This window comes from Pseudoalteromonas sp. Scap03, assembly GCF_013393115.1.
Classification (GTDB): Bacteria; Pseudomonadota; Gammaproteobacteria; order Enterobacterales; family Alteromonadaceae; genus Pseudoalteromonas.
In genome coordinates this window covers 106318-121503 of record NZ_VDEU01000001.1, presented here as the reverse complement: position 1 = coordinate 121503, position 15186 = coordinate 106318, and the positions used below count along the sequence as shown (strand labels likewise).

The window sequence follows — 15186 nt, the reverse complement described above, 5'->3', positions numbered from 1 at the left end:
CTGCTTTTTTGTTAAGTAAGGAGTTGCTTAGTTATATTGAAATAGGTTATCCCAGCGCTCATCTAATATGGCTTTTGCGTGCTCTAGATTTATCGCGTTATATAGGGTGTTTGTGCAAGTTACTAAATGCATGCGTTTAAGCTTTTCAAGCGCATCGCTAATTTCAAAATCTAGCTCGCATTTATACTTTGTTTTAAACCACGTCTCTATCTGCTCATCAAGCATTTGTGCGCTTAAGCCACTTTCTGATTTTAGTAAAAATGTATAGGCAAGCAGAGCTTCTTTTATGTCTTCTTCTTCGGCGGCGTCTATAAGGGTATGAAAAACACCGGCGTTGTTATCAAGGTTTTTAAAGTAAAGATTATCGCTCAGTGCTTTCATAAATTTAATTTTACGGTTTTTAAATTTACTCCACTCTTTAAACACAAAACTGCCAAATACTCCAATACCAATGGCTAACGTAATAAAGTGCTGCTGAGTCATGGTAACGGCTTTATCACTAAACCCTCCCCAAAATGTAAACAAAGCAAACAGTAAAAGTAATGAGGCGCCCAGTTTGGTAACTAATACTACCGCACCGCCAATAAGTGCCGATGAGCCAATAATCACTTTATCAATAGGGCGCATGCGTACTTCGCTATTAGGAAATAGCATTTCTAAGTCAGCTTTTGGCACATTTTGAAATAGTTTTACTATGGTTGAGCTGGGCTCAAACCCCATAGGTAGTTTATTTTTTGATTCAAAATAGGATTTGTCTTTAAAACGGATAAATACTGCTACGCGATCGTAGTTGGTAAAATGCAGTGGCTTTTTACGTAACCCCCAAAAACTGGTTATGGTTTCGGTGAGTTGCGACTCGCCACGGCGATAAAAAACCACTTCTTCAAAATCCTCAAACTCTACCTCAAGGCGCACTTTAAATAGTGATTCTTCGTTTAGTGCATCTTGTAGGTCTTGATGGGTGATCACTTCAAAATTAGCCGCGTTTAGAACTTTGGCAAAATCTTTAGCAAAATCACGTTGGCACTGCGCTTTTTGTTCATCAGTCACGCTGTTTATCAAACGAGTATCGCTATTTGGATCAAAAGGCGCGTAATTATTTTTTAATGACTCAAGTGTGCCATGGTAATGAAAGTGAATTAAGCTGGCTAAAAGTTCACAAAGCTGCTTAAAAGAAGTTTGTTGGTCTTTATTAAGCTCTTTGGCGCACATTGTAATGATGTCGTGTTTTCTAAAGGGAATGTAGCGGGCAGTTTGCATATTGTGAAAATTTTAAAAGTATAATGGTATATAAAGATAATAAAGCAGTCTTATAATGATTACTATGTTGACTGTATTTCTTCAGGTAGCATTAACCTTATTATGAGATGATTTAGTCACTTACCTAATTGCTAACAGGACGTTTATGGCTATACAAAAAAAGCTCAAGCAAAAAACACGTCAGTTTATTGAGTCTAAAAATATGCTGGGTGGGATTACTATTGCCTCATTTTTAGAATCCACCATAGTTCCCATTCCACTCGAGGCAGTGCTGGTACCACTTATGCAAGCACGACGGGAAAAGCTTTGGCAAATTGCCCTAATGGCAACACTAGGCTGTATTGTAGGTGCGTTATTTGGCTATGCTTTAGGCTATTACTTATTTGATATCATTGGCGATTGGGTTATCAACACATTCTCAAGCCCTGAGCAGTTTGAAAACGTAAAACAAAAAATGCAGGCACAAGGATTTTGGTTTGTGTTAAGCCTAGGTATCGTGCCTATTCCGTTTCAAATTGCGATGCTGGCCGCTGGCGCAACTAAGTATTCGCTGGCGCTGTTTTTATTAGCAAGCGCTATTGCTCGCTCTATACGTTATTTCGGCTTGGCAATCGTGGTGTATTATGCGGGCAATCAAGCTGAGCGTATTATCAGCAAGCACAAAACTAAGACCATGATTGGGTTAACTATTTTAGTTGCGATTGGCTGGGGTGTTAGCACATTAATTTAAATTAATCAGTTTTAGTTTATGGTATAGTTTTTAGCAACAATAATAAGTTTAAATACAGCCTATGATGAATCCGGAAAAAGTGAGCCTTAAGCTCAGCCGCTTTGTAAAAATTACCAGATTAAACAAACTGTTAATTTTAGCTATGCTGGCATTTATTATTGGCTTTTCAATTTTTTCGTTAATGCGCTTTCCTTTATTGGATTTCAAGCAAAATCTTTACGGCTTTACCACTGACTTTATTAACTTAGTGGTTATTTTTACAATTTTCTTTATGGTGCAATGTTCACAATTAGCTAAAAAAGCCTACGTGTATGTCAGTATCGGTTTAATGTTATGGATTGTAGCATCTACTGCCGATGTGCTTGATGAAGTAATACATCAGCCTCTTTGGATAAGCAATTACGTAGAGGATTTATGTCGCACATTGGGTATGTTAATTACTGTTTATGGTTTATTTAAAACCATGCACTTTATGCAGCGAATGCACACTCGGTTAGCGCAAGAATTTATCATAGATGATTTAACTAAAGTGTATAACCGACGCTGTTTTTATCAGCATGTGAAGGAGGTTGTTAATAATCCTTACACTGTTTTAATCATAGATCTTGATCATTTCAAACGTATTAATGACGATTTTGGCCATGATGTGGGCGATCAGGTGCTTAAACAGTTCGCAGATAAAGTGAATCATCTTTTTAAAAATGAAAATATTTTTGCTCGCATAGGCGGTGAGGAGTTCGCCGCTTACTTACCTAGTTATGAGCTTGATGAAGTGCTTAACTTTGCGCAGACTATTCTAGAAACTGCTCGTACTATTACAGTACAAAATCAGCGTTCTTTAACGGTTAGTATCGGTATTGCGCACCGTAGTAGCGATCAGAGCTTTGAAAATGTAATGAAACGTGCAGATCAGGCATTATACCGAGCTAAAAAAGCAGGCCGTGATCGCCTTGAGGTTGCTTAAACATAGTAATTTTATAAAATAGATTTCGCTTGTGCTATTTTTGGGGACTTCTGTTGCGAGGTAAAAAAGGGACTGTATGGATGAGTTAATCGGATTAGCAATTATTGTATCTATTGCGATTGTTGCAGGGGCTATTTGTGGATTAGTGGCCTTAGTGCAATTGAACACCCTTAAACAAGAGGTTGCAGTATTAAAACTAAAACTATTACAGTTTGAGTCAAATCAAAATGTAGCAAAAAATGAAAAATCCTCCGCTGACCCTCAAGTAGATAACGCAATACCTCTAAACCGCTCAGATATTCCTGCTGCTGTTAATAAACCAGTAAGCATTAAACCTCCACCACCTCGTAAAACGATAACTAAAAAACCATCGAGTATTGAACTGCTTTTTAAACAATTACGTGCAGGCTTCGAGAAAAATTGGATGACCTGGATTGGTGCTATTGCTTTGGCTTTAGGTGGCGTGTTTTTAGCAAAATACAGTTTAGAGGCTGGGCTACTTTCACCTGCAATGAGGCTCAGTGCCGGTGGATTATTTGGCATTGGCTTAATCGCAGCAGCGTATTATTTACATTATAAACGCATCGTTTTTGAAGGCTTTAATAATTACATTCCTGCAGCCCTTGCCAGTGGCGGCTTTATGACTTGTTTTGCCTTAATGTTTTTAGCTTATAACAGCTTTAGCATGCTAAGTGCTGAGTGGGCATTTATTGGCTTAGCAGTTATTGCTGTGTGTGCTAGTGTAATGGCAATAAAGTTAGGCCCTTTACTTGCTGTAATAGGCATTATAGGCGCTTACAGTGTTCCTATTTGGGTAAATACGGGCAGTGGGCAGTTATTTTCTTTGCTTATTTATGTTGCCCTTGTGAGTGTTGCCGCAGCAGTTGTGGCACATAAAGTAAAGCGTATTTGGCTGTGGTATTTACTATGGGTAGGGCATATTGGCTGGTACTTGGTTGGACTCACTCTATTTAACTACGACACAGTGTGGTTAATAGGCGCTTTTGCGTTGTTAAGTATTTTAGGATTAATCGCTATTGCACGCTTAGGCTTGGGCTTTAACACCCTTGAAGTACGCCCGCACAGCTTTAAACGGTTAGTTAATTTATTTCCAGACCACGGTTTGTTACTGGCCTTTATTGCTCCTTTAATGATTGCCATGCTGTTGAGTGTGTTTAATTTACAATGGCAAATCGTGGCGTTATTAAGCATCGCTTTGTTACTATTTTTAGTGCTAAAAAATAGCCGTTGGGATGCATGGCAGGCTGTCTCTTTATTAATTGCACTGTTATTAGTGGTCAGTGCTAAACAAACTTATGCCTTTAATGACGCGTTATTCATTTTTAAAAACGAATACGGGCTAGGCTTATTACTTGCTCTGGGGCTAAGTGGCTATGGACTCTATTTTGGTAATAAATACCCAAAACGATTAGCTTTTCATTTGCTTGCTTCATTAAGCATGTTTGCATTAGTTGGCACTTTGTATGCGATGATCCCAAACACGGCTTTAGCAACCGCTTACCCTCTTTGGGCGGTATTGCTATGTTTAATGAGTGCCGTGTTAATTAAATTTACGCAAAATAATACAACCTTATGGCAGCGCTTTAGTTATTGGGTGGGGGCAAACGCCAATATTACCTTAGCAATTACGATGTTACTGAGTGATAGTGGCCTTACCATTGCTCTGGCTGTTCAAGTATTACTGCTGAGCTTACTGATAAAAAAATACAATGTGGCTATGCCACACTGGCCAATAAAAGCCCTTGTGGCGGCATTACTTTTACGCCTTACCTTATCGCCGTGGACGCCTAGTTATGATGAGCTAAGCATATTTGGTTTGCATTGGAGTTTAGTTGTTTACCCGCTGTGTATTGGGTTATTTTTTGCAGCGGCTAAATGTTTTAATACTTCAAAACTAAAAATATGGCTTGAAGGAGCAGCACTGCATTGTTTAGCGTTATTTGTGACAACCGAAACCAGTTATCAACTGGTAGGGCACTACCCTCAGCTGTTTTCTTTAAGTTTTTATGAGCAAGTTTTGCTCAGTTGTAACTTGCTTGCTTTAGGCTGCGTTTATTTATATCGCGCGCAAAGTGCAGGGCAGCTGGGCAAGCTATATCGCACTGCAGGTTTTATTTTATCAGCGTTAGCTGGCTTGTTGTTAATCAATACAACGTTGGATGATAATCCGTTATTAATGCGTCTTTATGTTGGTGAAACACCAATATTTAACTGGATACTTTTAATTTGGTTGGTCCCGAGCCTGCTGGCGTTATGGTTAGCGAGTTTAGTTAAACCGTTAAATGCTAAATTGAGTCAAATTACACTCGGTGTGTCTGGTTTATTAGCCCTGTTAGCTATCAACAGCTTGATCCGTCAATATTGGCAAGGTGGCTTCATTTATCTTGATAAAGCAACCAGTGACGCCGAGCTATATAGCTATTCGGTTATTTGGTTATTACTCGGCGCGCTGGTAGTGATAGCCGGGCATTTAAAGCAGCAACGGTTACTGCAAAATGTTGGTTTAGGTATTCTTGGCGCTGTAATTGTTAAGGTGTTTTTAATAGATATGGCAAATTTAACGGGACTTCTAAAAGCATTGTCCTTCATTGGTTTAGGGTTGTCGCTGGTAGGGCTTAGTTGGTTATTCCAAAAACTCAGAGAGCGCATTCATAGTTAAGTTCAAGCCCAGTACTTACTGGGCTTAAGCTCTTATTAATCGTTAAGTGCTGTGGTTCAGCAGTGCTTTAAGCTTACCAGGTTTTACTGGTTTACTCAGATAATGAATATTTTCGGCTTTGGTGATTTGTTTTAGCTCAGTGTCTCGCACTGCGGTAATTAATATAGCCGGAATATCGCTTTGCCAAATCTCGCGTAGCGCTTTAATTAAAGTAATGCCATCCCAATCATTACCTAACTGATAGTCCATTAAAATAACATCAGGTGCGCCCTGTTCTTTTGCATAAGTTAACACCGCGTCCACTTTATCGAATAGGGTGTAATTTGCCTGCCAGCGCTTTAATAGGCTAGCCATGGCTGCAAGGTTTTCAGGGTCGTCGTCAACGGCAATAATATTTATCGCGGCGCGGTTGTCGACTATATTTTGACTGGATTGTTTTTGCTGTACTAATTGCGCATCACCATAAGGCACTTCAATGCTAAATCGGCTGCCTTTATTAGGTAATGAAACCACATCAATCGGCAGGCTCAATAAATCAGCCATACGTTTAACCACCCCTAAACCTAAGCCAACGCCTTTATTGTCGCTAGCTTCAATTCGGTAAAAGTCGTTAAATATTTTTGCTTGTTCAATGTCGCTAATACCAGGGCCGGTATCCCATACTTCAATCCGTAAACTGTGCTTTCTGTTTCTACAGGCAATTAATACACGGCCATTTTCCGTGTATTTAATCGCATTTGACAGTAAGTTTTGTAGTATTCGGCGCAAGTAAGTAATGTCGCTGTGTACTATTTGTTTATTTGAACGTACTTTAAATGAGAGTCCTTTATCGCTCGATAAAATCGCATATTCGCTTTTAAGGGGATCTAAAATATCATCAATGTAAAAGTGACGAGGATTTGGGGTCATTGCCCCTTGCTCTAGCTTGGCAATTTCTAATAAAGCCGACATTAAATGCACGGTGGAATCGAGGCTATCACCTAGCTTATTAAAGTTATTTTTATTGGTGCTATCTAATTGAGTTTCATCAATGGCGGCGAGATATAATCGTGCCGCATTGAGCGGTTGTAATATATCATGGCTGGCCAGTGCTAAAAAGCGAGTTTTACTATCATTCGCTTGCTCAGCTTCACGTTTAGCTAAAGTAAGTGCTTGCTCTGTTTGTACGCGACTATCGATTTGTGCTTGCAGGCTACTATTAATGGTTTGCACTTCTTGGGTGCGCGCTTCAATGCGGTTTTCTAAGTCCATATTAATTTCTTCGAGCGCATTTTGCGTACTAATATGATTAGTAATATCAGAAAAACTCGTTACAAACCCCCCATCAGGTAGTGGGTTGCCTATCATTTCGTAAACCTGGCCATTTCGACGATGACGAATAAAGTGATGTGAGCTGCCATTTTTTAAATGCTGAACCCGCTTATCAACATGGCGATCAATTTCACCGGGGCCGCATTCACCGCGCTCTGCGTTATACCGTATTATTTCTTCAATGGGCTGGCCAACTTGTAAAAAACCCTCAGGGTAGTTAAACATTTCGCTGTAGCGCTTATTCCAAGCAACGAGGTTGAGATCTTTATCTACCACAGAGAGTCCGTGGCTTAAGTTTTCGAGTGAGGTAAATAGTAAGTTTTGATTAAACTGCAGTGCTTGTGTGGTTTCATCAAAAAAGTTTACCACTTCTTCAAACGCCATTCGTTTGCCAGATGATACTGTATGAATAAGTGCTTGCGCAGAGGAAGCACCTAATACTCCAGTTAGTGCGCGTTCGCAGTAGGCAATAAAGTCAGCGCGAGGGTGTGCATTGTTGTCGTTTAAATCATGATGGAGTGCGTAATGCGATAAAATTTGTTGGCTACGCTGAATGCCTAAGAAGGTCTGCAGTAAAATTTTAAAGTCATATACGGTGGCTTTTACGTTTTTATTTAAGCGACGAGATAAAATGGCCTGATCTTTAGGATTAACAAATGCCGCAGCTTGAATTTTATCGATTAAGCGCTCTTCAGCTCCCAAGGAAAAGCTAATGTAACAGCCAATATTAGCAAACAACGCGATTAAGGTGCCTCTAGTTATAAGCGTTTGTTGCAGCTCACTGTCTAGTGGGTTAGGGGCTTCTAAAATAGGCAACATTAAAAATAGCACCCAACAAATGACCCCTGCGAGTAGCCCAGCATAAACACCATAAGCATGACCTTTTCGCCAATATAAACCACCCACAATAGCAGGCAATAATTGCGACACCAATGAGAAAGCCACTAACCCCATACTGGCTAGCGCACTGCCACTACCAAACCATTGCTGATAGAAGTAGGCTAAAATAAGTACCCCAGCAATGGTAAAACGCCGTACTAATAAAATGCGGGATTTGTAGCTGGTGGTGATTAAATTACGTTTAAATTTACGGCGCAACATTAAGGGGAGCACCACGTCGTTGGAGATCATGGTGCTTAGTGTAAGTGTTGCAACAACAATCATGGCTGTGGCAGCAGAAAGCCCACCTATAAACACAAAGGTGGTTAAAAAAGCGTTATCGTGCAGCATAGGCAGTGCCAGTACAAAGCTGTCAGGTGATAAACTGCGACCAATTTCTGGATGAATAGCAGCGGTGGCAATAGGTAAAATCATTGCTGCGGTTAATAACAAGTACAATGGAAAAGCCCAGCGAGCAGTAAATAAATGGCGCTTATCTTGGTTATCAACCACGGTGACATGAAATTGCCGTGGCAAACAAATTATAGCAGCTGCCGCCATTAGTGACTGACCTATAAAGTTAAAGCTAAAAAAGTCAAACTGCGCCCAATGCAGCCAAATTGACTCGGCAACTTGGCTAGAACCCTCTGTGGGTAAATTAAATAAGCTATATATTGCAAGCCCTGCTACAGCAGCCAGAGCAAACAGCTTTATTAGCGACTCAAACGCCACAGCAAGCATTAAGCCTGAGCGGTACTCGGTTACATCAACTTTGCGCGTGCCAAAAAATATAGCAAATAGTGCCATCATTAAAGTGGCTGATAACGCCAAAATATCCCCAGATATTTGATTACTATTTTGCAAAAGTAAAAAACTAGAACTAAGCGCTTTTAATTGTAATGCAATGTAAGGAATAGTGGCTAATAAGGCAATAATGGTCACCATAATAGCGGTGGTTTGGCGTTTGCCGTAACGCGCTGAAATAAAGTCGGCAATAGTGGTGATATTTTGTTTTTTACTCACCAATACCAGTTTACGTAAAAAGCCTTGGCCGAAAAAAAACAGTAAGGCGGGTCCTAATAAAATAGGCAAAAAGCTCCAACTACTAGTAGCAGCGGTGCCTACCGAGCCATAGTAAGTCCACGAAGTACAATAAATTCCCAATGCAAATGAATACACAAATGGGTGATGACTAATACGCTTGGCAAGTGGGGTGGTCTTATCACCCCAATTTGCCAGCCAAAACAGCACGCCTATGTAGCCAAAGGCAACAATGAGTAGTACAGCTGTCATGTTTATTTAACCTCGTAGAGTGTTTTTATAATTTGTCATAACTATACCCAAACTATTTCAAGATGCGAGCGCCAGTTGGAGTTTGAAGTAGTTTGCTTATTAACAATACCTAGCTGCAAATAAAGTAGGGGGTATACATTTTGTTTATGTTATCTATAAATAAAATAAAACTATGATATTTAAGGGTTAATTTGTTTTTGTCTATTTAGTTAGACTAATGTCTTATTCCCACGGTTTGTTTTAATTTGGCTAAAAGTTTGAGCAATAAAAATCTATTAAGCTACTGAAATTTAACTGGTTCATGAGTTGTTTATTAATTGATCATGCGCAGTTTACGGAAACGTTAATATGTTGTTACGACTATTGTCGCAATTCAATATTTGAATTGCATTGCTAAATTGGTTAACGAATATAAAAAACCACCCATCACAATCGTGATGTTTAAAGGGGAAAATAAAAATGGCTTTTAAAAATGAAGAACAAGCAAAAGCTTATTGGGCAGAAAACATTTCATTACTGTTTAAATTATTAGCAGTATGGTTTGTGGTCTCTTTTGGCTTTGGCATATTACTGGTTGATGTACTTAATGAAGTACGTTTTTTTGGGTTTAAACTTGGCTTCTGGTTCGCCCAGCAAGGCGCGATTTATACCTTTGTGGCTTTGATTTTTGTGTACGTTTTCAAAATGAATACGTTAGATAAAAAATATGGCGTAGACGAATAGGAGCTAGTCAATGGATGTTCAAATACTCACATTTATAATTGTCGGTTTAAGCTTTGCGCTTTATATCGGTATTGCAATTTGGGCTCGAGCTGGGTCCACAAATGAATTCTACGTTGCTGGTGGTGGTGTACCTCCACTAGCCAATGGTATGGCAACTGCTGCGGATTGGATGAGTGCTGCGTCATTCATTTCAATGGCGGGTATTATCTCGTTTGCGGGTTACGACGGAAGTGTTTACTTAATGGGGTGGACCGGTGGTTATGTACTACTGGCTATGTGTTTAGCGCCTTACTTACGTAAATTCGGCAAGTTTACCGTGCCAGACTTTATCGGTGACCGTTACTACTCACGTACTGCGCGTTTAGTGGCTATTTTATGTGCCATCTTTATTTGTTTTACTTACATTGCGGGTCAAATGCGTGGTGTTGGTGTAGTGTTCTCTCGCTTCTTAGAAGTTGAAATTGAAACCGGTGTTTATATCGGTATGATCATTGTTTTCTTCTATGCCGTACTTGGTGGCATGAAAGGTATTACTTACACGCAAGTTGCGCAGTATTGTGTACTGGTATTTGCTTATTTAGTACCGGCTATTTTTATCTCTATGATGGCAACAGGTCACTTTTTTCCACAAACAGGCTTTGGTGCCACGCTAAGTGATGGCTCAGGTATGTATGTACTTGATAAGCTCGATGGTTTAAGTACCGAGCTTGGATTTGGCCAATACACTGAAGGCTCAAAGAGCATGATTGATGTATTTGCAATTACAGGTGCTCTTATGGTGGGTACTGCTGGTTTACCACACGTAATTGTTCGCTTTTTCACTGTACCTCGCGTTAAAGACACACGTATTTCAGCAGCATGGACACTGGTGTTTATTGCTATTGTTTACACAACAGCACCTGCAGTAGCTTCGTTTGCCCGTGTAAACATGATTGATACAATTAATGGTAAAGACGGAAGTGGTACAGCGTATGCAGAGGCACCAGCTTGGATCAAAAACTGGGAACGCACAGGCCTAATCACCTTTAATGATAAAAATGGTGACGGCAAAATGTTCTACACATCAGGTAAAATCACTGATCCTAATAGCGCAAACGAAGTAAATGTTGACCGCGATATTATGGTACTAGCGAATCCTGAAATAGCCGACTTACCAGCCTGGGTTATTGCACTCGTTGCAGCAGGTGGTATTGCCGCGGCACTATCTACTACAGCGGGCTTACTATTGGTTATTTCAACCTCAGTATCGCACGATTTACTTAAACGGACACTTAAACCGGATATAACCGACAAGCAAGAATTACTTGCAGCGAGGTTGGCAGCGATGATTGCTATTGTAATATCCGCTTACTTTGGGATTAACCCGCCAGGATTTGTGGCCTCGGTTGTTGCCTTTGCCTTCGGCTTAGCAGCGGCGAGCTTCTTCCCTGCAATTATTATGGGTATTTTCTCTAAATCAATGAATAAACATGGTGCAATTGCAGGCATGGTAACGGGTATCACCTTTACTGCTGCATACATCATTTACTTCAAGTTTGTGAGTCCAGAGCTTAATAGCCCAGAAAATTGGTTCTTAGGTATTTCACCTGAAGGGATTGGTTTAGTAGGCATGATCATTAACTTTGCAGTAGCTGCAGGTGTTATGAAAATGACTCAACCGACACCAGTTGAAATTCAAGAAATGGTTGAAGGTATTCGTAATCCTAAAGGGTCTAGTGATGCGCATGCTCACTAATCCATATATCTAATGATATAACGCATCAAAGCCCGACTTAAGTCGGGCTTTTTATTTGTTTAAATAATGACTACATTAAATAATCGCTATATTAAATAACCATATTTCAGGTTAAGTCGCTTTTTTATTGAGGATGATTTATGAGTAGTGAGCAACAGGAAGTCGCGCAGTTTATTAACAAGCAAGCACCATTTTCAATGTTACAGGACAGCGCCTGCAGTTATTTTGTTAACCATCTCGATAGTATTTATTTGACCCGAGAAAACCAAACGCAATGGCTTAACAGTGAACAGCCTAAATTATTTTTAATTCGTTCCGGGTTATACGATTTAGTGGATGCTCAAGGCGATACGGTAACGCGTTTAACTCAAGGTGATTACTTTGGTTATCCCTCGTTACTGACGGGAGATTCAATACAAAACAGTTTAGAAGTACAAAAAGAGGGCATTGTCTATATGCTCGACCAAACGGATTTTGATTACTTACGTCGAGAATATAAAGCATTCGAGCAATACTTTGTTCGTGCTCATGCTAATCGATTGCTGTCATCACATTATAAAAGTAACAACGACAGCTGGTCTGAGCGTAAAATATCAGAGATCATGACTCGCAAAGCGATTACGCTGCCCCCCGATGCCAGCATCCGTCATAGTGCTAAAAAAATGCAAGAGCATGGGATTTCATCAATGATGATCACCGAAAATTCGCATCTTATTGGTGTGGTTACAGATCGTGATTTACGTAACCGAGTGCTTGCCGATGAAGTTGACCCTGCGCAAGCTATCGATAGTATTATGACCAATAAGCCTAAGTTTATATTTGAAAATAACCGCGTATTTTCAGCGCTGCACTTAATGCTTAAGCATAATATTCATCATTTACCTGTGCTTGACGAAAACCATAAACCGCTAGGAATGATCACCAGTACAGACTTACTACGCCAACAAAAAAGCGACCCAGTGCAGCTAATTGGTCGTATTTACAAGGCCCATAATGTGGCTGATTTAAAACGTTACGCGAAAGAAATTCCTGAGTTATTAAAAGGGTTTTCAAATAATATTGATGATATTTCGCTGATCGGAAAGTTACTCAGTGGTTTAACCGATGCGTTGACCTCGCGGCTAATTTTTTTATTTCAACAACACCATGGCGCCGCGCCAACCAGTTTTAGTTTTATTTGTTTTGGCTCTCAAGCGCGCGAAGAGCAAACACTGCATTCAGATCAAGATAATGGCTTGTTATTACCTGATGGTCTAAACGATGAACAGCACGCATATTTTAAACAGATGGGCGAATTTGTTTGTGAAAACTTAGTTGAGTGCGGCATTCGTCGTTGTCCTGGTAACATAATGGCTAGCAGTGATGCATGTCGAATGAGTGTTAGTGATTGGCGGGCGAAGTTTTTAAAGTGGATCACCAGTCCCACACCGCAGGCAATGCTCAACTGTAAAATCTTTTTTGATCTGCGCTTTATTGAAGGCTCAACCACACTCTATAGCCAGTTTTGTGAAGAGTTGACCCATATTTCTCGCAATGATCTTTTTTATGCGGCAATGGCCAGCGATGTTAACGCTAACAGTGCGCCGATTGGTTTATTCAATAACTTTAAAACCGAAAAAACAGAGCAACACCATAAGTACATCGATCTTAAAAAGCGCGGGGTGGTGATCATTAACGATCTAGCGCGACTTTATGCATTAAAAGTAGGCATTCGCCGTGCTAACACCCAAGAGAGGTTGGATGCTTTATTAAAGTATTCACTATTAAGCAAAGAAGATATTTATAATTTAAAAGATTGTTGGCGATTTTTAACTCAGCTTCGGCTGCGCACGCAAATAAACGAAGAAGGGTTACCTAGTAATTGTATTAACCCAGACAAACTCAATTCGTTAGAGCGTCATCAGCTTAAAGAAGCGTTTTACCTAGTAAAACAAGCGCAGCAAGGCGCGGCGTTTAAATTTGCGCGTGGGAGTTTGTAACAATAATGGTTAAGCAGCTTATTACGCGGTACTTAAAGCGTCGCCATTTGCTTGCGCAAAGTGCTTTAAAGCAACGTTATTTAGTGATTGATTTGGAATTAACAGGGCTTGATCCTAAACAACATGAAATTGTCTCGGTTGCTTGGGTACTGATTGATAATCAATGTATCAAGAATAGTCAATCGCAGCATATCGTTAATAAAGAGGTTAAAAGTCTAGAGCAAAGCCCTGTTTTTCACGGCATTAGTACTGACTCGGTGGCACAAGGGCAAAGTCTACAGAGTATTTTAATGTCTTTAAGTGCTCACTTTAGTGACTGCATTTTAGTATTTCATAATGCCATGCTCGACTGGGGCTTTTTAAAGTTAGCAATAAAAAATGCAGGGATCATCCAGCGGCCTAAGCTGATCATCGATACCTTACAAATAGAAAAAAAGCGCTTACTGCAACACGCAAGCGATATCAAATTAGATGATTTAACCTTAAATGAATGCCGTAATCGCTACGATTTACCAAGCTATCATTGCCATCATGCGCTTACCGATGCACAAGCCACTGCTGAGCTGTTATTAGCCCAATGCCATCAAATAGGCGCCGGTAAAGAACTTAAAGTAGGCGATCTAATGTAGGTTGGTTAAGGACAGCGAAACCCAACTATAAGAAACCCAACTATAAAGTATGCACTTAGCTTAATTGTATGCAGTTTACTTTTCTTCTTGTTTGTATACTTATGGGAACGCGTGTTTAATTAAAAATTCAAGGAACGAATATGAAACTTATCAGCGCTATTTTTATTATCTTATTCCCTCTTATTACTTTTGCTAATTCAAGCGTGCCAGCTAATCGTCATATTGCAGTGCAGGGGTCTGCTGAGGTATTAGTTGAGCCAGATATGGCTCAAATTATATTTGAAGTAAAAAGCATTGAAGATACATTACTTGAGGCTAAGCGTGACCTTGATGGCCGGATCAGCGTGTTATTTGAAGAATTAGATAAATATGATTTTGGCCAAGGCGATGTTCATATATCGGGTTTAAAAAGCAAGGTATACACTAAGGTTGGTACAGAATCAGGGATTGCTTTAAGCGATAATTATTTAGCTCTGAAAACAGTTAAAGTCACATTGAAAGATATTAAAAAAGTCGATGAATTTATTGATTTTGCTCAACGCTTACAAATAGACAATATCAAAAAAATTAATGGTTTATCCTCCAAGGCCATGCAGTTAGAGGCAGAGGCAACACAACTAGCAATTGATAACGCAAAAGCGAAGGGAAATAAGCTCGCTCAGTCTTTTGGTGCTGAACTTGGCAACGTTTATAGTATTAGTGCAAATTCTAGTAGCTCAGATTACGACGCGAGCGGTGTTAAGCACATTGTTTTATCTAGCCACAGAAATAGCATGGCTGCTAGAAATAACGAGAACCCATTTACGCAGCAGCAATATTTAGGTGCAAGAATAAGCGTTAAAGCATCAATAAACGTGGTGTTTGATTTAAAACTAAAATAGCAAATATCGCAAAGCCGAGTTAAAAATAAAAGCGCATTGCGTGTTGATTATGGCGTTAATTTAAAGTTTCTAATGCTTGGCTCTTATAATCGCAGGCAAGGTCGATTACAATACCGCCATCT

The 15186-nt window shown here is 39.8% G+C and carries 10 protein-coding genes; 8 read left to right on the top strand and 2 right to left on the bottom strand.

Going from position 1 to position 15186, the window contains the following annotated elements; all coding sequences use genetic code 11:
* Window positions 1-27: 27 nt before the first annotated feature.
* The gene (locus FHG08_RS00540) at window positions 28-1260 is read right to left on the bottom strand and encodes a TMEM143 family protein (protein ID WP_178956521.1); all 1233 of its coding nucleotides are present in this window, start codon (window positions 1258-1260) and stop codon (window positions 28-30) included.
* A 145-nt stretch (window positions 1261-1405) separates the two neighbouring features.
* Between FHG08_RS00540 and FHG08_RS00535 the strand changes: the two genes are divergently transcribed.
* The 3 genes from FHG08_RS00535 to FHG08_RS00525 all read left to right on the top strand — a co-directional run bounded on the left by FHG08_RS00535 (window position 1406) and on the right by FHG08_RS00525 (window position 5634).
* Window positions 1406-1990: a YqaA family protein gene (locus FHG08_RS00535; protein WP_010387603.1), complete on the top strand. Its 585-nt coding sequence runs from the start codon at window positions 1406-1408 to the stop codon at window positions 1988-1990.
* Between the two features lie 64 nt (window positions 1991-2054).
* Window positions 2055-2954, top strand: a complete 900-nt coding sequence (locus FHG08_RS00530; protein WP_178956869.1) for a GGDEF domain-containing protein — start codon at window positions 2055-2057, stop codon at window positions 2952-2954.
* Window positions 2955-3030: 76 nt separating this feature from the next.
* A complete protein-coding gene (locus tag FHG08_RS00525; RefSeq protein ID WP_178956520.1) occupies window positions 3031-5634 on the top strand; it encodes a DUF2339 domain-containing protein in 2604 nt (867 codons plus the stop codon).
* A 42-nt stretch (window positions 5635-5676) separates the two neighbouring features.
* Here the strand turns inward: FHG08_RS00525 and FHG08_RS00520 are convergent, their stop codons facing one another.
* Window positions 5677-9117 (bottom strand): PAS-domain containing protein, encoded by a 3441-nt coding sequence (locus FHG08_RS00520; protein ID WP_178956519.1) that lies wholly within the window; start codon window positions 9115-9117, stop codon window positions 5677-5679.
* Between the two features lie 459 nt (window positions 9118-9576).
* Here FHG08_RS00520 and FHG08_RS00515 point away from each other — a divergent pair, with 459 nt between their 5' ends.
* The 5 genes from FHG08_RS00515 to FHG08_RS00495 all read left to right on the top strand — a co-directional run bounded on the left by FHG08_RS00515 (window position 9577) and on the right by FHG08_RS00495 (window position 15064).
* Window positions 9577-9840 (top strand): DUF4212 domain-containing protein, encoded by a 264-nt coding sequence (locus FHG08_RS00515; RefSeq protein WP_008464847.1) that lies wholly within the window; start codon window positions 9577-9579, stop codon window positions 9838-9840.
* Between the two features lie 10 nt (window positions 9841-9850).
* Window positions 9851-11575, top strand: a complete 1725-nt coding sequence (locus FHG08_RS00510; RefSeq protein ID WP_178956518.1) for a sodium:solute symporter family protein — start codon at window positions 9851-9853, stop codon at window positions 11573-11575.
* 140 nt (window positions 11576-11715) lie between these two features.
* Complete coding sequence (locus FHG08_RS00505) at window positions 11716-13554, top strand: DUF294 nucleotidyltransferase-like domain-containing protein (protein ID WP_178956517.1); 1839 nt, start codon at window positions 11716-11718, stop codon at window positions 13552-13554.
* Between the two features lie 5 nt (window positions 13555-13559).
* Window positions 13560-14183, top strand: coding sequence for a 3'-5' exonuclease (locus FHG08_RS00500; RefSeq protein ID WP_138609187.1), 624 nt, complete (start codon window positions 13560-13562; stop codon window positions 14181-14183).
* Between the two features lie 140 nt (window positions 14184-14323).
* Window positions 14324-15064 carry an SIMPL domain-containing protein gene (locus FHG08_RS00495; protein WP_178956516.1) on the top strand — a complete coding sequence of 247 codons (741 nt, stop codon included), beginning with the start codon at window positions 14324-14326 and terminating at the stop codon, window positions 15062-15064.
* Window positions 15065-15186: the final 122 nt, after the last annotated feature.

Excerpts from the sequence above, each read along its gene's own strand:
- FHG08_RS00540 (WP_178956521.1), bottom strand. The coding sequence starts at position 1,260 with ATGCAAACTGCCCGCTACATTCCCTTTAGAAAACACGACATCATTACA.
- FHG08_RS00530 (WP_178956869.1), top strand. The coding sequence starts at position 2,055 with ATGAATCCGGAAAAAGTGAGCCTTAAGCTCAGCCGCTTTGTAAAAATT.
- FHG08_RS00525 (WP_178956520.1), top strand. The coding sequence starts at position 3,031 with ATGGATGAGTTAATCGGATTAGCAATTATTGTATCTATTGCGATTGTT.
- FHG08_RS00520 (WP_178956519.1), bottom strand. The coding sequence starts at position 9,117 with ATGACAGCTGTACTACTCATTGTTGCCTTTGGCTACATAGGCGTGCTG.
- FHG08_RS00535 (WP_010387603.1), top strand. The coding sequence starts at position 1,406 with ATGGCTATACAAAAAAAGCTCAAGCAAAAAACACGTCAGTTTATTGAG.
- FHG08_RS00510 (WP_178956518.1), top strand. The coding sequence starts at position 9,851 with ATGGATGTTCAAATACTCACATTTATAATTGTCGGTTTAAGCTTTGCG.
- FHG08_RS00515 (WP_008464847.1), top strand. The coding sequence starts at position 9,577 with ATGGCTTTTAAAAATGAAGAACAAGCAAAAGCTTATTGGGCAGAAAAC.
- FHG08_RS00505 (WP_178956517.1), top strand. The coding sequence starts at position 11,716 with ATGAGTAGTGAGCAACAGGAAGTCGCGCAGTTTATTAACAAGCAAGCA.
- FHG08_RS00495 (WP_178956516.1), top strand. The coding sequence starts at position 14,324 with ATGAAACTTATCAGCGCTATTTTTATTATCTTATTCCCTCTTATTACT.
- FHG08_RS00500 (WP_138609187.1), top strand. The coding sequence starts at position 13,560 with ATGGTTAAGCAGCTTATTACGCGGTACTTAAAGCGTCGCCATTTGCTT.